Consider the following 23,513-nt stretch of genomic DNA (forward strand, 5'->3'; position numbering starts at 1 on the left):
AATGAACAGAGTTTTTGTAAAAGGTATTAAAGGTGGAACAGGTACAACATCCGTTGTCGCTAATCTTGCTTGCGCCTTAAGAAAATCTAACGAAAACGTATACGTTATTGACCTTGATCCCAAAGGCGATGTTGGCTTGCATCTAGGTTTATCGTGGGAGCACCAATTAGGATGGAGTGATTATTCCAGCTTTCATGCGGCCAGCTGCCAATTTCATCAAGATAATGATGGTATTAAGTTTTTACCTTATGGCAGTGCTAGCCTCACTGATTTAAACTTTACCTCAGTCATAGAAAGCTGCGAGCAATTAAAAGAATCTGAAAACGCGTGGTTTTTATTTGACTGCCCTGCTCATATTGATGTATCTGATTACCCAATTTCAGAAGACGATATTTTCCTAGAACTTGTAAACTGCGATGCTATTTGCCACAGTTTTATCTATAAGCGCTTAAATTCACTTAAACACGCTACTTCAAGTTGGCAACATTACTTTTTAATAAATCGATTTAACTCTGCCTCTGAGCTTGAATCTGATCTTCTGCAATTATGGCAATCCGAACTTCCTTTACTCGCACCACTGTATATCAACCAAGATGAAGTGATAAAAGAAGCAACAGCATTTCGTAATGTCGCCATTAATTGCGCTCCTTACAGTGTTGCCAATGACGACTTTGAAACATTAGCGGGCTGGCTGGTAAGTAGAGCGAGTAATAATGACTAGTAAGGTTCGGGTGAGTAACACTGAGCGTATTATGAAATTATGCTTAGGACTTATTTTTACAAAGAGAATTGTCCGCTTTGTATTTTTTAAATTTCATGGTTATTTCAATCAACATAAGATGAGTTTGCTTGGGGCATTCATGATGCCCTTTATAGTGTTATTTTTATCGCTATTTTTTAGGCTTGATAAAAACCGTAAAAACAACATAAAACAGACGATAAAATATTTCTATCCCCATGTTACACAGCCAATTTTAACGCCATCAAATTGCGTCAGAATCGTGCTACAAAGCTGTTACTTGGTTTTATTTAACACAACCACCACTTCTCAGGCACACATTGCCCAAGAACAGCGTAAAACATGGCGAAAGCTCATACGCTCAGCACGGATTGTTCGCGTGATAGACAGCAAGCTAGTGCGCTTTTTTAGGCGAGCTTGGCTTGTAACTAAAAAGCAACAGAAGTCAAAAGCGTATCAACAAATAAGTACTTCAAGTCTGTGGAAAAACAGCACCTTAAAAGTGACATTTTTCACACTCTTAATATTTGCTGTCGCCATTTTTGTCACTGTGCCTTTTAGTGTTGAAGCACAAGCCGTGTTTATTAGTCTTATTTTGTTGGTTGCCTACTCTTTGCGTCGTGTTGAAGGACAAATGGCAACAATTGCAATGATCACCCTGTCTGTCACCACCTCTACTCGCTATTTATGGTGGCGTTACACAGAAACACTCAACTGGGGAGATCCACTTGCATTAGGGTTAGGGTTTGGACTTTTATTAGCAGAAACCTACGCTTGGCTGGTGCTAATTTTAGGCTTTTTTCAAACAATTAACCCTTTAAGCAGAAAACCAATTCCACTTAATGAAGATACATCAACATGGCCAACCGTTGATATCTATATTCCGACCTACAATGAACCATTAAATGTTGTTAAACCAACAACCATTGCTGCACAAAGTATTGATTGGCCGGCTGACAAACTTAACATCTACATTCTGGATGACGGAAAACGTCCTGAGTTTGCTGAATTTGCAGAAGAAATAGGCGTTGGCTATTTAACTCGCCCAGATAATAATCACGCAAAAGCTGGCAATATGAACCATGCAATGCAGGTGACAAACGGCCAATACATCGCGATTTTTGATTGTGACCATATTCCTGCGCGGTCGTTTTTACAAATGACCATGGGCCAATTTATTAATGACAGCAAAGTGTGCTTAGTACAAACACCTCACCACTTTTTTTCTGCGGACCCCTTTGAACGTAATTTAAAAAACCATCGTAAAATCCCTAACGAAAACATGCTATTTTATGGCCTGATCCAAGATGGTAATGACATGTGGGATGCCACCTTCTTCTGTGGCTCTTGTGCAGTATTAAAACGCAGTGCCCTTGAAGAAATTGGCGGATTTGCGGTAGAAACTGTCACCGAAGATGCGCACACAGCACTTAGAATGCAGCGTGCAGGATATAAAACCACCTATATTAATATTCCACAAGCAGCAGGCCTTGCCACTGACAGTTTATCGGCTCATGTTGGTCAACGGATCCGTTGGGCTCGAGGGATGGCACAAATTTTTCGTTTAGATAATCCATTACTCGGCAAAGGCTTAAATATTGCTCAACGATTATGCTATCTCAATGCCATGCTGCACTTTTTATCAGGAATACCACGTATTGTGTTTTTAACTGCACCTTTGGCGCTAATTTACCTAAACGCACAAATCATTTACGCTCCTTTTATCGCTATTTTCTTATATATAGTACCCACCTTGCTGCAAGTGAAAATAACAAATTCACGGGTTCAGGGGAAATACCGTTACTCATTCTGGGGTGAAGTATATGAATCAGTTTTAGCCTGGTACATTTTAAAGCCAACCACAGTTGCACTTATAAACCCCAATAAAGGTAAGTTTAATGTCACTGAAAAAGGCGGATTAAATAGTACTGACCACTATGACTGGATGATCTCAAAGCCCTATATAATACTGTTATTAGTAAACGTTATCGGTATGGCGTATGGCATCATCAGATTATTATTCGGTGACACGTCTCATATAGGCGTATTGCTAATTAGTATGTTGTGGGCCAGCTACAATATAGTGATCTTAGGCGCAGCAGTCGCTGTCGCAGCCGAAGCAAAGCAAGTACGTAGCTCGCATAGAATAAAAGCTAACTTCCCTGCCGCAATTCGCCTTGCGAACGGGCGCACCATCAAAGTTAAAATAACGGATTATTCAGACAACGGAGTCGGTTTAGAAACCGAACACAGCCACTTATGTCGGGTCAACGATAAAGTTGAACTCCTTATGAGCCGTGGCTTTAAGCAGTTTTCATTTGCGACCTACATCTGTAACACCCGTGATAAGCAAATCGGCTTAACGCTTAGAGATTTAAGTTTAGAAAAACAAAAAGCATTTATTCAATGCACATTCTCACGCGCAGATGCTTGGCTTGATTGGCAAGAAAACTTTAAACACGATAAACCTTCATACAGTTTTTCGAAAGTGTTTTATACTAGCCTCAGAGGCTTTAAGAATTTGATTTTCCACGCACCAAGTGAGTTGAGACCGTTGATTAATTTTATAACGAAGGTACTACACTTTGTCGTGTCTTTATTACCTAAAAAACCAACAAAAGTATTTACACCATCATGATGAAACCACTACTAACACTATTACTCGCTGCAATATCACTGAGCCTGCCACACTGGGCTATGAGTGCTGAGCCGCTGTCTAATAAAGCTATTTTTGATGATGGTTATCCAGAACAAGCACCTGTTGAAAGCCTAACCTTAAGTTTTGAACGTTTAGGCTTAAAAAAGTTTAAACTAGATGGTGTTAGCAACAGCACTCGCGTCGACTTTACAAACCGACTAGACAAGCTCGGTAAACAGTTGATGCTTAACTTTTCGTACACGCCCTCTCCTTCATTAATTAGCCGCGTGTCGCATTTAAAAGTTTTCTTCAATGAAAACCTCGTAACCGTATTACCCATTGATGATAAAACTAATCCAATCAAGGTAAAAACCGAACATACCGTGTCGCTCAACCCAAAACTAATTAAAGATTTTAATCAAATACGTTTTGAGTTAGTTGGTTACTATGATTTGGCATGCCAAGATGATTTTAGTAAGGCTATTTGGGCTGAATTAGGTAAAAGCAGTACCATCACACTTGGTCGTCAATCACTTGCGCTCGAAAGTTTACTTGAATATTTCCCCGCGCCTTTTTTTGATAAACGGGATTATAGCCAACTTAATTTACCCTTTATTTTTGCCTCTGGGCCAAATGAAGAAACGCTTGAGGCAGCCGTTGCACTTTCAAGCTTTTTTGGTGCCCAAGCCAAATGGCGTAATGCTGAGTTTCCAGTGCAAATAAATGCAACGCCTGTTGAACATAGCGTGGTGTTTGCAACCAATACAAACAAACCAGATTTCTTATTAAATTACCCTAATGTTGAAAAGCCAACGGTTGAGATTATCAGTAGCCCAACACATAGATACGCCAAAGTGTTACTGATCCTAGGTAAAGACGCAGCACAACTAAAAGAAGCTGTGGTCGGCTTAATGTTTGGCCATAAAGTGATGACAGGACGCAGTGCAACCATTGATGCAATTGATAGTTTACCGCTTCGAAAAGCATACGATGCGCCACTGTGGGTCCGTTCTGACCGTGCTGTTACATTTGATGAATTTATAGAATACCCAACACAGCTCCAATCAGAGGGTTATCGAGGTCAACCTGTTAATTTAGATCTTCGCTTTGCACCCGATCTATTCACGTGGCGTGAGAATGGTATCCCATTAACGTTAAATTACCGCAATACCCCTGTTGAACAGGGCATGCTGTCGCGCCTAAACATGCTTATCAATGGCAAATTTGTTGACGGTTTCACGCTTAATAATAAACGCAATGAGAATGTAACCACACAGACGCTACTGCCGCTACTTTCAACAAGTACACCAAGTCAAACGCGCCAAGACTTCGAATTAACAGGGCTTGATTTAACAACTAACAACCAACTGACTTATGACTTTAACTTTGCACTAGTTAAAACAGGTGAATGTAGTGCGATTCCAGCAGGCGGCGAGTTCGGTGTTATTGATGGCAGCTCTAGCATTGATGTGAGTAGTTTTCATCATTACATTTCATTGCCTAATTTGCGTGCTTTTGCCAATAGCGGTTTCCCTTATACCAAATACGCAGATCTTCACCAAAGCGTGTTAATAATGCAAAGCAACGCACCTGTTGAGGCAATCAGCTTATTACTCAACTTTGCAGGCCGTTTGGGTGCAATGACAGGCTATCCAGCCCATCGTTTGGATATTCAATTTCCTAATTCAAAGAACGAACTTGCTGATAAAGATATCATCATCATTGGCAAGCCTGATTCACTTTTAGCTGAGCTTTCACAGAATAGCTCTTTAAGTGCTGTGCTCAATAACAATCAGCGTGTTGTTAATCAAGCCATTTACAACGGTGCATATGACACTCCAAATTCTGAAAAAATTAAAATAAATATCAGTAGCCTAGGCCGCTTAGCTATCATTTCTGGCTTCCAATCTCCATTGGACTCAAAGCGCTCAGTTGTCTCTATGATCGCCTCAGACAATAGTGCATATAGTTTATTGAGCGACGTACTTCTGAGCGCCGAGAAAACAGCTCAAATCATGGGTAGCTCAGCGATAATAAACCGTCAGGGAATCAAAACCATAAAAACGGATGAGCAATACTTTGTTGGCCATCTTCCTATTCACACGTTGATTTGGTTTCACTTTTCTGATCAACCCATTTTACTCGCCATATTATCGATTATTACACTACTGCTGATTTCATACATGCTATGGCGACTACTTATGTTACTGACACAAAAGCGTTTGTCTGAAGGAGATAAAGCATAATGAAATTTATGACTTATTTAGCTATTAGTATCTTACTAATAAGTAAAGCTTTTGCAGCGCAAACTTGTGCAGCGTGGCCGCAATGGAATACGTTTAAAACACACTTCATTTCACCACAAGGGCGGGTTATTGATTTAGGCAGCCAGTTCGATATCACCACCTCTGAAGGTCAGTCATATGCATTATTTTTTGCCTTGGTGGCAAATGATAAAAGCACCTTTGATTCACTGTTAGATTGGACAGAAATTCACCTCTCTGAAGGCGATCTAAGCACTCGTCTGCCTGCATGGCAATGGGGTGTGAAAAAAGGGGAAGGCAAAATATTAGACTCTAACCCTGCTGCTGACTCTGATTTATGGATAGCTTACAGCCTGTCGCAAGCCGCAAAGCTCTGGCAAGAAAGACGCTATGCAGTTTTAAGCTCGGTACTTGCAGAGCGAATTATTCGCGAAGAAACAGCCCGCTTACCTAACTTAGGCTTAACACTTCTGCCAGCCCCCAGTGGCTTTGAAAAGCAGGGCTCATGGAAATTAAACCCAAGCTATGCACCGTTATTTATTTTAAAGCAATTTGCTGAGCTTTATCCGCATTCACCTTGGCAAGAGTTACATGAAAACTCAGCTAAAATGCTGATTAATACAGCACCAAAAGGCTTTAGCCCTGATTGGGTCAATTACAGTGTTGAAAAAGGCTTTTACCATGACAAACAAAGCCCTGCTGTAGGCAGTTTCAATGCTATTCGTGTGTATCTTTGGGCAAGTATGATGGCCGATTATGCCGCTTACAAAAAAGAACTTATCCAGCAGTTCACGCCTATGGCCGAGCATATTATCGAATCAAGAAAAGTACCGTTAGAAGCAAATGCTCTTTCAGGGAAAACATCAGGCACAGGTCCAAGTGGTTTTACTGGGGCTTTACTCCCTCTGCTCAAAACCATGCAAGCATCACAATTAGTCACCGCACTGCAACAACAATTAATGATGGATACCCGTTTCACAACGACTCGCTACTATGACAGTGTATTGTACTTGTTTGGCACCAGCAGTCTAAACGAACGCTTTAAGATTGATAAAGAAGGAAACTTGATAACGAATTGGAGCGCTGAATGCCAATAAAGTGGCTCCTTGCTGTCATTATCGCAAGCCCTAGTGCCTTTGCGCTTGCAAATAACGATATTGATACTCAGTCAATTGATTGGTTAATTAGCCAAGTACAATTAGGCGAAATTGAGCAAGATACACAGCTGATGACTGACAGTTTAGAAAAACTGTTAAGTATCGCCCCCCAAAACACCCAAGTTCAATGTGCGCAGGTGCGTGTTTTGTATGCACAAAAAGAAACTGAACAAGCGCGTAACTTATTGGCAAAGCTAACTCAAAAAGCACACCCTTGTGTGGAGAGCTTAACACTACTGGAAAAAGTCAGTAATGAAGAAAAAGCAACGATTGCACAGGCCCGTTTACGTGCACGCGCAGGGCAATACAATGACGCTGTAAAAATTTACAATCGCTTGTTCAAATCAAACTACCCTAATATTGAATTTGAACTTGAACATATAAACTGGCTTGCCCAAGACGAAAATCAATACCAACAGGCCTTACGAGGATACCGCTCATTAATGAACCGCTACCCAAACAGCGGTCGTTTTGAGCTTGCTTACGCCCGTCATCTGTTAAAGCAAAATCCTGCAAACAAAGAAGCACTGGCACTTTTGAGCCATTATGCTCATAGTAATCAATACAGTGTTGAGGCTGAATTTGCATGGTTAAATGCACTTGAAGATATGCCTCTGAACAAAAGTACTGAACATGCTTATGAACGTTATTTTGCTGCTTACCCTAAAAGCAGTAAAGGGCACGTGCAATTTAGCGACTTTAAAAAGGCATATAAAGCCGAACGCGAAAAGCTGGCTGACCCTGCTTACCAAACATGGTTAAAAGGCAATGTAGAGCTTGAAAAACGCCGTTTTGAAAAAGCTGAAGCATTGTTCAATCAAGCCTTAAAAGGCCGACCCACAGATCCTGAAATATACAACAGCCTAGGACTACTCAATCTTAGACAAGGCAATAATGCTCAAGCGTATCATTTTTTTAAAAAAGCTGAAAAATACAGTATTGATACAAATCGCATTACAGTACTTAAAGGCCTAGCAAACACGGCGCGTTTTTGGCAATACATAGACGAAGCGAAATCAGCGATGTCTATGAAAGAGTTCAAACGCGCAACATTAAAGCTTGATTTAGCTGATACCCTAAATGAGGATCCGAACACGGTCGTGTTTTACCGTGCGCAACTTGCCGAAGCCGCCGGCCATTACCAAACAGCAATGAAGCTGTACAAACACGTGCTAAAAAGTGATCCATTACAGCAATCAACCCTAAGAGCTATGCTTATCTTAAGCGCTGCAGATGGAAACTATGCACGTAGCCATCAATTTTATAATAGCTTAAGTAAACAGCAGCAAGCGCTTATTGCCGCTGACTATACGCTCCTTGAAACCCAGCAATTGCGCGCACGTGCCGATGATTTAACAACGAAAGGCCGACTGGATGAAGCTGTAGATATGTTACTTATGGCGATAAAACAAAGCCCTCGCCAAAGCTGGTTATATTATGATCTCGCTAATTTATACCAACAACAGGGTTTGGTTGAACACGCAAAAGCGCTTTATAAGAAAACCTTGTGGCAGTTTCCGCTGGATGCAGAACTCAGATACAGCCATGCATTATTTTTACGTTCGCTCAATGATTATCAGGGCGCGCTGGCGACACTGGATTACATTCCAACTAACGCACGCTCTGATGACATTAACGTTCTTGCTGAGCAACTGAGTATTAATACCAAGCTCGAGAAGCTTGCAGAAAATAATACTGCCACCAATAAAGCAACTATTATTTATAAGCTCACGGAGTTAGAAGCTCAGCCATTAACACCATTAATGCAAGCAGAGCTTGCCACTCAATGGCTCCAAATTAATGAGCAACAGTACGCAATAAGGCAACTTAAAAAAGCGCTTGAACGCGATTCTAGCCTCAGCCCATATTGGCATATGACGTATGCTGACCTGCTTATTAATAACGATGATCAAGCAGGTATAGATACGTGGTTTAGTCATTACCAGCTGCCCAGCAGTGCAACAAGCTCAGAACAGTCGCAATGGCTTGCGCTACAAATAAACTACATTAATCGTTTTTACCAAGGCCAAACGCGAATAACAAAACTAACAGCGCTTGATAATCAGTACAGCGAAAACCCACAGCTTAATGAAGCACTAATTAATGCCTATATAGAGCAAGGTGATACTCGTTTCGCTATTTCTCGCTACCAGCAACACACCGCAATGGGACACACAGTCACCACCGATACTGCACTGACGATTGCAGCACTTAGTCGTGAAATGCAAAATAACACCTTGGCTGATCGAATTGTTGCAGAGCAAATCAACCAAGTAACGTATCAGGAAAGCTATCGACAACAACAGCTAATGGCAGCACTTAGCCAATTTGAAGATCAAACAACGGCTCTCAATCTAGCCAAACAGTTGTTAGCAAAATCTAATAATAATCAAGAGCTTTACTATCAGGCAGCAGCTGTAGCAGAGGCTAAGCAACAAACACAGCTTGCAAAAAACTGGTATCAAGCGGCAATCACACCAAATACCATCAATAGTCGTTTAGCTGATGAGCAGTATTACAGCCTGTATACACTTGATGATGACGCTCCATGGTATGTCAATAATGCAAAACGCCAATTACAGCGTATTGAACAACAAGAACAAGCCTATATTACAGCCGCTGTCAACTTAAGTAGCCAAACAAGCACGCAAAATGAGTCAACTCTAGGCGCTGGTGCAACGCCTATCGAGGCCGGTTTTCCTCTTTGGGGTGGCACTGGGATTGTGAAATTAGACCCAATGACGATATCGAGCCAAGAAACCCGTTTTGATGAAACCTTTGCGGGCAGCCGCTATGGTCAAGGAGCGCTCTGTATTTTTGACTGTCCACTGTTAAACATTGAACCCGAACAGCAAGGCATGGATATTGGTTTTGCTTGGCAAAACGAGCAATGGCGCTTTGATGTTGGTACCACTCCACTTGGCTTTCTAGTCGAAGATATCGTGTGGGGCGTTAATTACAAAGGAAGCTTTGGCGATTTCGGTTATGGAGTAACCTTCAATAAACGCCCTATTACTAGCTCCGTTTTATCTTACGCAGGACTTGAAGATGTCTTTACTAATCAAGTGTGGGGCGGCGTTCGAGCAACACAATTGCAACTAAGCTTATCTCATGATCTAGGGCTAGATTGGGGCTTTTGGGGAAGCACCAATTACCAGCTTTTAACCGGTAAAAACGTCAAAGATAATCAAAGCTACAGTTTAATGGGAGGAAGTTACTATCGGTATATTCGACAAAGAAATAAAGAGCTGAGCATTGGTTTAAACCTATTACATTGGTCATACAAGCACAATTTAAGTGAAGAAACCTGGGGACATGGTGGCTATTACAGTCCACAAAACTATTTAGGCGCTTCACTGCCAGTCATTTATGATCAACGCATTGGCCATAATTTTGTTTATCGTTTACGTGGCGGCGTATCTTGGTCAACCACAACCACCGATGAAATTGAGTTTTTCCCTAATGATCCTGTTTTGCAAGCACAAGCTGAAGCACAAACAGCTATAACGGGGGTTGTACCTTATTTTGAAGACGACACTAGTAGCGGTATTTCTTACAACTTAGGAGCCAGTTTTGAGTATCGTTTCACGCCACATTGGTTTTTTGGTGGCTATTTTAATCTTGATAGAGCTGATTTCTACGAACCAAATTATGCACAACTTTATTTTAGATACTACTTTAAGCCTGTTTATAGTGAGCTAATCTTCCCTGGAAAACCTATCATCCCTTATGCAAGCTACTAAATACAGGGCCTCTGGCTTGTACCCACCGCAAGCACTTCCCCTGACTAGAAGGTCTATGTATACTGTAGCGCACTTGTAGCTAGGATAAGGGTGTGTCTCTTACCTTCAAGTTCAAAACTTGAGCAACAAACCATTATCTTAGCTGCATCTAAAACATGGCCACCCGTTCATTTAATAAAAACTAGAACGACCAAAGCAAAAATAATAAGGCCTCAATAAAAACTTAGAGTTAGGAAGTAAATATGAGTTCATTACCTAAAGCAGGTGACTTTTTAGGGCATCCTAAAGGGCTGTTCCTGTTGTTCGGCACAGAAATGTGGGAACGATTCGGTTATTATGGCATGCGCGCTATTCTAGTATTGTACTTAGTTGCACTTGTTCAAGAAGGTGGTTTCGGCTGGTCAAATGCCGACGCATTAAGCCTTTACGGTACTTTTACAATGGCTGTTTATATCACACCACTATTGGGTGGTTGGTTAGCAGATAACGTTTTAGGACAACGTAAAGCTATTATCCTTGGTGGTTTACTAATGGCTGCCGGCCATTTCACAATGGGTATTCCGCACAGTTACCTTGCAGGTCAACAAGAGAATGTTTTCTATATTGGTTTAACCTTACTTTGTTTGGGTAATGGTCTGTTTAAGCCAAATATCTCTACTATGGTGGGTGACTTATATAAAGAAGGTGATCAACGTCGTGATGGCGCATTCACTATCTTCTATATGGGTATCAACCTAGGTGGTGCATTAGGTCCACTTGTTGCGGGTTATGCTGCCGCTGCAATGGGCTGGCAATGGGGCTTCATCGTAGCCGGTGTTGGTATGGTGATCTCTGTACTTATGCAACTTGCATTAAGTAACAAATACCTAGGTGATATTGGTGTCGTTCCATCAGCTAAGCTTTCACAAGCTCAGTCTGAATCAAACACTAAAGAGCCTCTTACTAAAGTTGAAACTGACCGTATTAAAGTTATTTTCACCATGAGTGTATTCAGTATCATTTTCTGGATGGGCTTTGAGCAAGCGGGTGGTTTAATGAACCTATTCGCTAACGATTACACTGACCGTATGCTATTAGGCTTTGAAGTCCCTGCTTCATGGTTCCAATCATTAAACTCAATTTTCATCATCGTTTTTGCACCGTTAGTTGCTATCGTTTGGTTGAAGCTGGATAAGCGTGAGCCAAACTCACCTGTTAAGTTCGCTATTGCACTTATTTTCTTAGCACTTGGCTTCATCACAATGATTTTTGCTCTAATGACGCAAGGCCAAGGTGACAATCTGCAAATTAGCATGATGTGGCTGGTTCTTTTCTACCTTTTCCATACCTTAGGTGAGTTATGTTTATCACCGATTGGTTTATCAATGGTGAGTAAACTTGCGCCATTACGTTTAGCATCAATGCTTATGGGTATTTGGTTCTTATGTACAGCTGTTGCTAATAAGATTGCTGGTTTCGTAGGTTCATTCCTAGGTGAAGGCGAAGAAGCTGTTGATAATGCAATGGGTATTTTCATCGGCTTAGGTGCTACAGCAATCCTATCTGCTGTCATTATGTACTTACTGAGCGACAAGCTAGTTAAGTGGATGCATGGTGCCGAAGGCCATCATGAGCCGCAAACAACTGAACACATTCTAGCTGAAGAGCTAGAAGTAACTGCCGAAAAGCAGTAAAAAATGTTCCCCCGCAGCGCTCGCTGTGGGGTTTTTCTTTATTAATGCTATATCGCTGTCCGCAATACTGATACTATAATTTGATAATAGTTTGTATAGGTTTGGAAGTGATACATTGCGCTTTTTCAATCAACTCTTAATCATTTTTTTTACCACATTACTGCTTGTAGCCTGTGGCGGCGATAAAACAACGAAAGAGGTTGCCACCACCCCAAGTCAGTCTGGTTTAATTATTTCAGTCAGTTCAGGTTTTTCCGAACAATTTGCTAATGGTAGTGTACACCTAAATGCAGATAGTAATACCGTTTCTACCGATACGACTTTTACCTATACAGAAACAACTGCAACTACAGCAGATATTGAGCAAAACATTGTCTCTGCAAGACATACTTTTAGACCCAATAATTTAGTATTCTCTAAATCGTTAACCCTTTCTATAAAGCTCCCCCAGCAACAAACTAACCTCGCATTTAGTATTGTTATGCTACAAGATGAGCAGTGGCAACCTCTGACAACCAGTTTCAACGAAGAGGGCTTTGCGGTAAGTGAAATTACCACTTTTGGTACCTACGCGTTAATGTCGCGCAGCATTCCTGCAGTCAGTAAAACAATTGGCGAACAATGTGTTGATACAGCAAGTTCACAAACAGTGCGCTTTATTCATGTTGCTGATTTACACGCGCGCTTTGGTTTTAAAGAGCAATTATTCAGCCGTATTCGCAGTTACTACGATAATGCCAAACTGGAAAACCCAAACACTTTGTTCACCAATGGTGGCGATGATTATGAAAAAGGCACCGTAGCCGAGCAAACTTCACAAGGCTTAGCCACGGTCGAGGCAATAAAAGCCATGGCCTTTGACGTACGCGTGATTGGTAACCACGACTATGCATGGGGACCAGAGCAATTACTTGACTTTGCCGATGACGATAATGCCATCGTGCTTTCAAGCAATACTGACTATGAGGGTAACAGTGATACGCCGTTTGCCGGTGTCGATTTTTCAGTTGTGCAAGTAGGTTGCCTTCGAATCGGCTTTTTTGGCATGACCTCCGTGCCTTGGAATGAACTCGATGAACCTATTGAAGACGAGCCAATTCCTGATTTTATTGCTAATTTCAAAATGAATTGGCAATGGCAAGAAGTGGCTGAGCAAATTGTTAATCAGTACCGCCAAGATGTTGATTACATGGTAATGGTGAGTCATTTAGGTGAAGGCACTGACACTCGCATTGCGCAAAATGTTACGGGGATTGATTTAGTACTGGGTGGCCACACCCATGGTGGTGAAAGCTATCAAACTTTAGATAATGGCAGCATTGTTATTCAGCCAAACTTTTTTGCACAAGGCCTAACTGATCTCACGTTAACCTTTAACCTTGAAGACAAAACACTCGCTGATGTTGATTACAATACCGTACCAACAACCAGCATTACCAGTTTAGATGAGCGCACAAAAGCCGCCATCGATGAAATCATGGGCCGCTACGCCCCTGATGCAAACACTGAAATTGCCGTTTCAGAAAATTACCCAAGTGCAGAAGAGCTCATTAGTATTACAGCCAAAGCCACTATGCAGCAATTCCCTGCTATTGATGCCGCACTGCTAGATGCAAGCCAAGTACAAGATCGCTGGCTTCCAGGCACCTTAACCCAAGAAGACTTTCATGCGGCGTATAAGGTTGAGCGCCAGCCATCGAATACCCCAGGCTTTAACTCTATTTATCAAGTCTCTGTTACTGGCAGCCAATTAAAAACCATGCTCGCAAGCCAGCCTGAATGGGTTGCTTTAGTGCCTGATAACATCAGTGATGCAACCACATACCAAGTTGCTCTATTTAAAGGCCCTGCACTTAATAGCGAGTTGTTCTTCCCTGCTCTGCCAAACTTAGACGCGCAATTAGTCGCTGAAAGTTGGTGGCTGCTTGATAACTACGCACGAGCACGCACTAGCCAATGTTTATACATCGACACTGATAACACACTTAACGCCTGTAAAACTGACGATGCAGTCACGGTATGGAATTTTAATAATCCTGAGCAAGGTTTTAGCAGTGACTTTGGCCCTGCAACACTCAGCTTTTTCGACCCTGAAGAAGAAAATTGGGGGCCAGAGAATAGCCAATTTGCGACCACAAGTGAGCTTGCAGTTGCTGATTTACCAAATGGTGCCTCAGGTGTATTGGCGTTTTCTCGCCACAGCCCAACACAAGGCTTAACCTTAACGGCCAATAGCCCTGCAAATGGTGACTACCAAACTGACGGATTTATTTCAGATTACACGCTGGTGATGGACGTGCTTTGGCCAGAGCAAAGCACCAATGAATGGCGTGCATTACTACAAACAGATCTCACTAATAGCAATGATGCAGACCTTTACGTCAGCCGAGATAATGCCATCGGTATCGCCACTCGTGACAGTGGTTACTTTGGCGAGCTTTTGGCAAACAGCTGGCACCGTATTGCTTTTGTGTTTTATGCTGCTCCAAACAATGGCGCACTAAAAATTTACCTTGATGGCGAGCTAATTGGTATTAAAGATGAAGGCGAAATCAATGAACGCTGGGCAATCAACAGTGCAACGCTACTTTTAACCGATAATGATTACGAAACTAAACCTGGGTATTTAAATGCACTCCTCTTTGCAGGTCGCGCTATGACAGACGCAGAAATTGCAAACATGGGTAGTGCACAACAGCAACTCAACTTCACGCAGTCTACTCGCACCTTAAACCAAGTCATTGAGCGACATTACCAAGCTGCACCTCAAATTATGAATAACCCTTGGTTACAACAACGCAGCAAGTTTTTTAACAAAGCACGCCAAACTGTAAACTAATCGATACATTAAACTTAATAAAAAAGGCCATCCAAGGCCTTTTTTTACACCTAGAAAACCTATTAATTTTCCTTTAAATACATATAGATAAATTAAAATCAACGTACCAAACACTTGCCTAAATGATGACCCATTCACCGCCTCAGATAGTGCAATAGCTGAAATTAAAATCATTGTCCCATTTAATTTACAAAGGAGGCGCTAGCTAAATAACACCGAGATCTTCCCCTTATCGGTTTTCTGGTTAATCATCCGCTCATTACAGAACAATAATTCTTTTTTTAGCGCAGTGCTTATAATTGCGGGAGTAATGACAATGAGCGAAGTAAATAATCCGTTAGGCCTAATGGGCATTGAATTCACTGAATATGCAACACCGGATGCAGATTACATGGACAAAGTGTTTACTGATTTTGGCTTTTCTAAGCTAAAAAAATTCAAGGGTAAAGACATTGTTTACTACAACCAACATGACATTCATTTCTTACTAAATAATGAGCGTGAAGGTTTTTCTGCTGAATTTGCTAAAAGCCACGGCCCAGCAATCTGTTCTATGGGTTGGCGTGTAGAGAATGCACAAAAAGCATTCGAGGTTGCTGTTGAGCGCGGTGCAAAACCAGCAACAGACTCAACACATAAAAATTTACCATACCCTGCTATTTACGGTATCGGCGACAGCTTAATCTACTTCATCGAACAGTTTGGTGATAAAGGCTCTATCTATGAGTCAGACTTTGAAGATTTAAGCGAGCAAAACATTGTTGAAGACAAAGGCTTCATCCGTATCGACCATTTAACCAATAACGTATATAAAGGCACGATGGAAACATGGGCTAACTTCTATAAAGACGTATTTGGCTTTACTGAAGTTCGTTACTTCGACATTAAAGGTCAAAAAACAGCGTTATTATCTTACGCACTTAAATCTCCGTGCGGCACTTTCTCGATTCCAATCAATGAAGGTAAAGATAACAACAACAACCAAATCGATGAGTACTTAAATGAATACAATGGTCCGGGTGTGCAGCATTTAGCATTCCTAACTAACGACCTAGTAAGCTCACTTGATAAGCTTGACCAATCAACAATTGCCACGCTTGATATCATTCCTGAATACTACGACACCATTTTTGACCGTGTGCCTTGGGTAAAAGAAGACAAAGAGAAGATCCGTAAGCATCAAATCCTTGTAGATAGCCAAAGCGAAAACTGTTACTTACTGCAAATCTTCTCGAAGAACCTATTTGGTCCTATCTTTATCGAGATGATCCAACGTGTAGATGACGGCGGTTTCGGTGAAGGTAACTTCCAAGCACTTTTCGAATCAATCGAACGTGATCAAGAGCGTCGTGGTGTAATCTAAATCATCATATTGTCTAAAAAGCAGCGTTATTCACACGCTGCTTTTTGTCGTTTTAAATTCTGTTTTAAACTAACTGTTTAAATTGCGTTGATTGCCTCCATATAGATAACTAATAAATCAGCGCGAACCAATAAGGAAAGAGTATGAGCCTAATTAACGAAACCCACGATATTAATCTAAAAAGCTGGGTTGCATCTGCTAACGAAGCGAACTGTGACTTCCCAATTCAAAACCTTCCTTTTGCAGAAGTACGTCGTAAAAATTCAGACGAAGCGTTCCGCGGCGCTGTAGCAATTGGTGACCAAGTTATCGATTTAGCAAAAGTAAACGAACTTGGTTTATTCTCTGGTGATGCACAGGTTGCCGTTAAAGCAGCAAGCCAAGCTACACTCAATGAATTCATGGGTCTTGGTCAGCAATATTGGTCTGCCCTTCGTCTTGCGCTATCAAAAGCACTCCGCGAAGGTGCCAGTGAGCAAGCACAATTAAGCGAAGCGCTTATCGCTCAAGCAGACATCGAATTTGCGCTGCCGTGTCGCATTGGTGATTACACTGACTTTTATACTTCTATTTACCACGCAACAGCGGTAGGTAGTTTATTCCGTCCTGATAACCCACTTCTACCTAACTACAAATGGGTACCAATTGGTTATCATGGTCGTTCATCATCAATTGACGTATCTGGTCAAACGTTCCACCGCCCTAACGGTCAAACCAAAGCGCCAGATGCAGAAGTACCATCATTCGGCCCTTGTAAACGCCTAGACTACGAACTTGAGTTAGGTATTTACCTTGGTAAAGGTAATGAATTAGGCGATGCAATTGCCATTGAAAATGCTGAAAACCACGTATTTGGTTTCTGTGTATTTAATGACTGGTCTGCACGTGATTTACAAGCGTGGGAATATCAGCCTCTTGGCCCATTCCTTGCGAAAAACTTCGCATCGACTGTCTCACCTTGGATTGTTACGACAGAAGCACTTGCGCCATTTAGAACAAACTGGACACGTGACGAAAACGATCCACAACCAATGGACTACTTAGAGTCAGCACATAACCGTGAGTTTGGTGCATTCGATATCAAAATGGATGTGCAACTAGAAACTGAAAAGATGCGTGCAGCTGGCGAAGCGCCAACACAGGTATCTAAATCTAGCTTTAAACATTCATACTGGACAGTGGCGCAAATGGTCACTCACCACACAGTAAATGGCTGTAACTTCCAACCAGGTGACATGTTAGGTTCGGGTACACAATCGGGCCCTGAACATGAAGAAGCTGGTTCATTACTAGAGCTATCGCGCGGCGGCAAAGAAAAAATCACTCTTGCTAATGGCGAGCAACGTGCTTTCTTAGAAGACGGCGATAACGTGATTATGCGTGGCTGGTGCGAGAAAGAAGGCTTTGCACGCATCGGTTTTGGTTCTGTTGAAGGAACGGTACTTCCTGCAAAATAACGATATAGCAGCATACTTAAGGGCCATTTGTGCCCTTTTTTGCTGCTTTTTTTCTTGAGTTACAATTTTTTTCTGGCTTTTTTAGTTCAGATTGTTATCTTAGCTCGGTATTTATCCAATTTTTGCACGCCATGTTTGTTAATATTAAGTCCTTTTATCGTACGTTTTTTCCAGCTAGACAGCTGCTGATCCGTCAAAATGGCGAAGTAAAACACCTAGTATTAGCGCCTTGGGTTCAACTAACTGCATTACTTGCTTTATTAACAGCTGTGACGTGGTTAAGTGTTTCTACTCTGCAAATTATCTCCCAAGCCGATAAAATTACAGATATAAAGCAAAGCCAGCTTAGCGAACAACAAGCATGGCAAAAACAGCATCAACAACAACAAAACGAATACACTAAGCAGCTTGAGCAGCTAGCGGTACTTGAGCAAAAACAAGCTTTACTGCAAAGTATGCTTGAATCTTTGCCTGAATCGATGAGCACAGATACGACAACTGATGACTCAGCATCTCCTATATTGCCAACCGAGCAGCATACTGAAGAATTTCATGCACCATTGGAAGATGAGCCAAATCAGGCCAATAGCTTTAACGCTGTTACAGAGCGCTTTGCACGTCTTGATGCTAACTACAACCGCAGCTTTACCTTACTCGATGAACAGATAACACAACGCCATGCGGCGATTATTGCCATGTTAGAAGGAGCTGGTTTAAACGAAACGTTTGCCTCAGAAGCGCTACATGAGCAAGCAGATACAGCACAAGGTGGACCACTTGATTTATTTGATGAATCAAAAATTCCCGCTGAATTTTTAGCCGTTGCAGATAAACTCCTCACTCTAAATAACTTAGAGAACCTGTTAAGTGAGTTACCACAAACACTTCCAGCAGCTGATTACTATATTTCAAGTAGTTTCGGGCTTCGTAAAGATCCGATGAACGGTCGTCGTGCATTCCATAAAGGTGTCGACTTAGCAGGCTGGCATAAAACAGAGATTTTCGCCCCTGCAGATGGTACTGTACTTCGTGCTGGCCGCAATGGTGGTTACGGTAACTTTATTGAATTACAACATAAAAATGGTTTCGTAACCCGCTTTGGCCATTTAAATAAAATTAAAGTAAAAAAGGGCCAAGCCGTTACTAAAGATGATGTGATTGGTTTGATGGGAAGTACTGGTCGTAGCACAAGTACGCATCTACATTACGAAGTTCTAGTTAATGGCAAACATGTCAACCCTGTAAAAATAACAAAGGCGCTTACTCGTGTTCGGTAAAAAAAAACAAACAACAACTAGCTCAACAAACTCATCGTTAAAAAGAACAAACCTTACCCCTTCAATTATCGCAGAAGACATGCGTCTAACTGGCTCTATCACCAGCCAAGGTGAAGTACAACTTGATGGTCGCATTGATGGTGATCTGCGTGTTAAGCATCTTGTAATAGGCAGCTCAGGTATGGTTGAAGGTGTTGTTGAAGCTGATAGTGTCGTTGTTAAAGGCAAAATTATCGGCTCATTAATCGCAAATAAAGTCGTTATAGAAAGTACTGCTGAGGTTCATGGTGATGTGTTTCACGACACATTGAGCATCGAAGCAGGTGCAATTATTGAAGGTAGCCTTAAGCACCGTCACGAAGAAGATAACATTGCGCCTATCAAGCCAGAAAGCGAAGAGGGATCTCCCTCTTCAATCCTTGCTGATGATGACAATGATCTCTCATTTGTAAATAAACAAGCCGCCGATAAATCCTAACTCTTCTTAGCTGTTACATACATAGTGATATCCGCGGTGAATACTAATTCATCGTGGTTATTGTAGACCTTCACCGGTACAATCAAATCTTGCTTTTCTAGCCATTCTCGTGGCACTTCTATCTTTGCGACAGCACGCATATCGGTGTCAATTTTTGCTAAATAGTTAACCGTCATCCCTTTTGGTATCCAGCGATGCGTTTTTGCAGGCACGGTTGCATCAACCATCAAGCCAGCGCATAGCTCTGCCACATTGCACTGTGCGATTGCATGGATAGTTCCTATGTGATTATGGATTGCTCGGCGATTTTTGACGGTTGCACTGCAATACCCTGCTGTTAAATCTGTGATTAATGGCTTTATTGAGCCAAAATAAGGAGCTTTAAAACACACAGCCTTACTAAACAGCCAGTTACCTTTTGGCAATGACTGACATCTAGACCAAATTTTTAATAATGATGATTGTGAACTCACGACGTTTATCCATTATTTTTATGATGTAAGTGAAAAATTAACACATCAGACCAGATAGCGAAATGGAAATTTTATGTTAGCAAATCTCCTTTTCCTTAATGACTACGTATGTACCTCAGATAAATAGATATCAACGCTTTTCTTTTCTTTAACGGGCACATAAAATATTGCTTTAAAGGAGAGCTAATGCAGTCACAGCACAGAAATCTGAGTTTATTATTCATCCTTGGCCTATTGGTCGTTTTTTGCCCTCTAGGTATTGATATTTATCTTCCAGCATTCCCTACCATTGCTGAACAACTCAATGCATCAGAAAAGCAGCTTCAGCAAACAGTGGCTATTTTTATGCTAACAGTGGGTCTTGGTCAGCTAATTGCGGGGCCACTTGCCGATAAGTTTGGCCGTAAACCTGTGGCCATTACCGGTGTTACAATTTATGGTCTAGCTGCATTTGGGGCCTATTTGGCTCCAGACTTTACCACGTTGATGATCGCAAGAGCATTACAAGGCTTAGGAGCATGCGCAACTTTTGTCGTCGCTTTTGCAATAGTCAGAGATAAATTTGGTAGCGAACGTAGCGGTCAGATCATTACTTACTTAAATGGTATAGTGTGCTTTATTCCTGCCCTTGCCCCTATTCTAGGCGCATGGTTAACCGTGCAATTTGGTTGGCGAATGAACTTTTTATTTATGGCTGGATTTGCGCTTGTCAGCTTGTGTATCGTTTTATTTCTCTTCAAAGAAACACGCCCATCAGATAGTGTTTACAGTGGCCATATTCTCGACCTAAGACGCTTTGTACCAATTATTTCTACACCGCTATTTTTATTTCATAGCTTAATTTGTTTAGTCACTATGTCGGCTATTTTAGTTTTTGTGACCCTCGCACCAGGTTGGCTAATCACTGAACTTGATGGCAGTGTAGCTGACTTCACATTTTGGTTTACCTGTAATGCCGCTCTGAGCATTCTTGCCAGCTTTATTATGCCCATTTATATAAAAAGACAGCCCAAACGTGCTTTAAAAGCTGGACTTATATTATTAGTGTTATCTGGGTGTATTATGCTTGCTCTTAGCCAACAACGCTCAGCCTTAGCTTTAATGTTTCCTATGTTCATTGCCGCCTTTGGCTATGCGCTAACACTTGGCTCATCTGCTGGGCGAGCGCTAAGTTTATTCCCAAAACAAGCTGGAACAGCGTCGGCATTAGTGGGACTTATGCAAATGAGTGGCGCAAGCTTTTTGGTATTTTTAACCCAATTACTGGATCTAGCAACGCCAGTATTGATTGGCGTGCATTTTTTAATGCTCATCCCATTTGCCTACTTACTATTTAAATACAAACAATTATCATAACAAGATGGGTAAATAAGAATTATTATACTCTATTTACCCATTTAGACTTCCCGTTATAACTAAATGCTATTAAAGAACTGTTTCTAGAACATTTTATTCCATTTTTCAGTACAATTAAACTTGTACCTACGGATGTATTAAATTATCGTTTACTCAAGTTAACAAAAAGTTAACCTCAATACACGTTTGGGATACAAAATATGAAAAAGAATAAACTAGCTTTAGCGTTAATCATCAGCGGATTGTGTGCAGCAGGAACAGCCAACGCAGCAGACGATCGTTACATCATCCAAGTAGACAATAACAAAAAAGGTGTTGTGAAAGCACTCGCAAAAAAACTGGGCGGTGATATCAAAGTCGATGGTAATGGTTTTATTGCAGCACAATTCTCCGGTCACGACCTAGCAAGTATAAAAGGCTTGCTTAATAACCCTCACATTAAACTAATTGAAGAAGATCAAAAACGTATACCTATGGCAGTATACAATGACGATGCTGGTAACCCTATGCAGCAACAGTTAACACCTTACGCAGTTTATCAATCACAGGCTGATCAGGTGACGTTTGATGCGAATGCGGGTATGAAAGTGTGTGTAATTGACTCAGGCCTAGATGCAACAAACCCAGACTTCATTTGGGGTAATATCACAGGTGATAACGACAGTGGTACTGGCAACTGGTACGATAATGGCGGCCCGCATGGTACTCACGTAGCGGGTACTATTGGTGCAGCAGATAACAACATTGGTGTTGTAGGTATGGCACCAGGTGTAGCAATGCATATCATCAAAGTATTCAATGCTGAAGGTTGGAGCTACTCATCAGACTTAGCGCACGCGGCGGATTTATGCTCTCAAGCAGGTGCGAATATCATCAGCATGAGCTTAGGTGGCGGTGGTTCAAATAGCACCGAATCTAACGCGTTTTCTAATTTCACAAATGCTGGCGGCTTAGTTGTTGCTGCTGCTGGTAACGATGGCAATAGTGTCCGTTCATACCCTGCAGGCTACCCTTCAGTAATGATGGTTGGTGCCAATGATGCAAACAATCAAATTGCCGACTTTTCACAGTTCCCTAGCTGCACTTCAGGTCGCGGTAAACGCGCAACAACAGACGAAACTATCTGTGTAGAAGTAACAGCAGGTGGTGTTGATACACTTTCTACTTACCCTGCAGGTATGGCTACATCAGCTAGCTTAGCAGCTGATGGCGCAGGCTTTGCTACTTCATCAATGGAAAACTCAGGGAATGCATCAGGCACCGCTTATTACATGGGTACTGCTGAAAGTATTGATACTGGCGCAGCGGGCAAAATTTGTATGATTGACCGCGGTAATATCTCGTTCTATGACAAGGTAAGTAACTGCGAGAACTCAGGTGGTATCGGTGCTGTTATCATCAATAACGAAGCGGGTATGTTATACGCTACATTAGGCGATACAAATGATACAACGATTCCAGCTGTAGGTGCTGCACTTGAAGACCGTTCAGCGCTTCTTTCAAGTACCACAATTGATATTGCAATTGGTACCAGTGATTATGGTTTCATGAGCGGTACATCAATGGCAACACCTGCTGTTTCAGGTATTGCAGCACTAGTTTGGTCTAATCACACTGAATGTACGGGTACAGAAATCCGTGATGCCCTCAAAGCAACAGCAGAAGATCAAGGTGCTGCAGGTCACGACGTGTACTTTGGACACGGTATCGTTAAAGCGGCTGCAGCAGATGCATATCTCACAGCAAATGGTTGTGCAGGCGGCAATGATGGTGGCGGCACAACACCTGGCAGCGATGCTATCAACCTTTCAACATCAGGTTATAAATCAAAAGGCACGGCCTATGTTGATTTAAGCTGGAATGGTGCAGCAACAAGTACTGTTGATATCTATCGTAATGGCAGCAAACTGGGCTCTATGGCAAACACCAATAGCTACACAGATACCATTACAACTAAAGGCGGTGGCTCTTACACTTACCAAGTATGTGAAGCGCAAAGTACAACTATTTGTTCAAATAACAGCACTGCTAATTTCTAATCTCCTACCCTACGAGA

Annotated in this window: 14 protein-coding genes; 13 read left to right on the forward strand and 1 reads right to left on the reverse strand. The window is 41.7% G+C overall.

Annotated features, from left to right (window positions below):
- Position 1: 1 nt before the first annotated feature.
- From bcsQ to NYF15_RS09920, 11 genes are all read left to right on the forward strand, one after another.
- Positions 2 to 721: a cellulose biosynthesis protein BcsQ gene (gene bcsQ / locus NYF15_RS09870; RefSeq protein WP_371353436.1), complete on the forward strand. Its 720-nt coding sequence runs from the start codon at positions 2 to 4 to the stop codon at positions 719 to 721.
- A complete protein-coding gene (bcsA, locus tag NYF15_RS09875; protein WP_371353437.1) occupies positions 714 to 3,377 on the forward strand; it encodes a UDP-forming cellulose synthase catalytic subunit in 2,664 nt (887 codons plus the stop codon). The genes bcsQ and bcsA overlap by 8 nt, the downstream gene beginning before the upstream one ends.
- Positions 3,374 to 5,623 carry a cellulose biosynthesis cyclic di-GMP-binding regulatory protein BcsB gene (gene bcsB, locus NYF15_RS09880; protein ID WP_371353438.1) on the forward strand — a complete coding sequence of 750 codons (2,250 nt, stop codon included), beginning with the start codon at positions 3,374 to 3,376 and terminating at the stop codon, positions 5,621 to 5,623. The genes bcsA and bcsB overlap by 4 nt, the downstream gene beginning before the upstream one ends.
- Positions 5,623 to 6,738 carry a cellulose synthase complex periplasmic endoglucanase BcsZ gene (gene bcsZ, locus NYF15_RS09885; RefSeq protein ID WP_371353439.1) on the forward strand — a complete coding sequence of 372 codons (1,116 nt, stop codon included), beginning with the start codon at positions 5,623 to 5,625 and terminating at the stop codon, positions 6,736 to 6,738. Before bcsB ends, bcsZ begins: the two co-directional genes overlap by 1 nt.
- Positions 6,729 to 10,541, forward strand: coding sequence for a cellulose synthase subunit BcsC-related outer membrane protein (locus NYF15_RS09890; RefSeq protein WP_371353440.1), 3,813 nt, complete (start codon positions 6,729 to 6,731; stop codon positions 10,539 to 10,541). Before bcsZ ends, NYF15_RS09890 begins: the two co-directional genes overlap by 10 nt.
- A 242-nt stretch (positions 10,542 to 10,783) precedes the next feature.
- Entirely contained in the window at positions 10,784 to 12,214 is a 1,431-nt protein-coding gene (locus NYF15_RS09895) for a peptide MFS transporter (RefSeq protein ID WP_130151228.1), read from the forward strand.
- 115 nt (positions 12,215 to 12,329) lie between these two features.
- The gene (locus NYF15_RS09900) at positions 12,330 to 15,053 is read left to right on the forward strand and encodes a metallophosphoesterase (RefSeq protein ID WP_371353441.1); all 2,724 of its coding nucleotides are present in this window, start codon (positions 12,330 to 12,332) and stop codon (positions 15,051 to 15,053) included.
- A 316-nt stretch (positions 15,054 to 15,369) separates the two neighbouring features.
- Positions 15,370 to 16,416, forward strand: a complete 1,047-nt coding sequence (hppD, locus tag NYF15_RS09905) for a 4-hydroxyphenylpyruvate dioxygenase (RefSeq protein WP_055021474.1) — start codon at positions 15,370 to 15,372, stop codon at positions 16,414 to 16,416.
- Positions 16,417 to 16,559: 143 nt separating this feature from the next.
- Positions 16,560 to 17,873: a fumarylacetoacetase gene (fahA, locus tag NYF15_RS09910; protein ID WP_237119480.1), complete on the forward strand. Its 1,314-nt coding sequence runs from the start codon at positions 16,560 to 16,562 to the stop codon at positions 17,871 to 17,873.
- Between the two features lie 131 nt (positions 17,874 to 18,004).
- Positions 18,005 to 19,150, forward strand: a complete 1,146-nt coding sequence (locus NYF15_RS09915; protein ID WP_371353442.1) for a M23 family metallopeptidase — start codon at positions 18,005 to 18,007, stop codon at positions 19,148 to 19,150.
- Positions 19,140 to 19,628: a polymer-forming cytoskeletal protein gene (locus NYF15_RS09920; RefSeq protein ID WP_062570489.1), complete on the forward strand. Its 489-nt coding sequence runs from the start codon at positions 19,140 to 19,142 to the stop codon at positions 19,626 to 19,628. The genes NYF15_RS09915 and NYF15_RS09920 overlap by 11 nt, the downstream gene beginning before the upstream one ends.
- Here the strand turns inward: NYF15_RS09920 and NYF15_RS09925 are convergent.
- The gene (locus tag NYF15_RS09925) at positions 19,625 to 20,101 is read right to left on the reverse strand and encodes a hotdog fold domain-containing protein (protein ID WP_371353443.1); all 477 of its coding nucleotides are present in this window, start codon (positions 20,099 to 20,101) and stop codon (positions 19,625 to 19,627) included. The two genes, NYF15_RS09920 and NYF15_RS09925, sit on opposite strands and share 4 nt — an antisense overlap.
- Positions 20,102 to 20,287: 186 nt before the next feature.
- Here NYF15_RS09925 and NYF15_RS09930 point away from each other — a divergent pair, with 186 nt between their 5' ends.
- On the forward strand, positions 20,288 to 21,457 hold the full coding sequence (locus NYF15_RS09930; protein ID WP_371353444.1) for a multidrug effflux MFS transporter: 1,170 nt from the start codon (positions 20,288 to 20,290) through the stop codon (positions 21,455 to 21,457).
- Positions 21,458 to 21,657: 200 nt separating this feature from the next.
- Positions 21,658 to 23,496: a S8 family serine peptidase gene (locus NYF15_RS09935; protein ID WP_371353445.1), complete on the forward strand. Its 1,839-nt coding sequence runs from the start codon at positions 21,658 to 21,660 to the stop codon at positions 23,494 to 23,496.
- Positions 23,497 to 23,513: the final 17 nt, after the last annotated feature.

Origin of the sequence: Pseudoalteromonas sp. 68 DY56-GL68 (genome assembly GCF_041414825.1) — a bacterium.
In the GTDB taxonomy this organism is placed as follows: domain Bacteria; phylum Pseudomonadota; class Gammaproteobacteria; order Enterobacterales; family Alteromonadaceae; genus Pseudoalteromonas.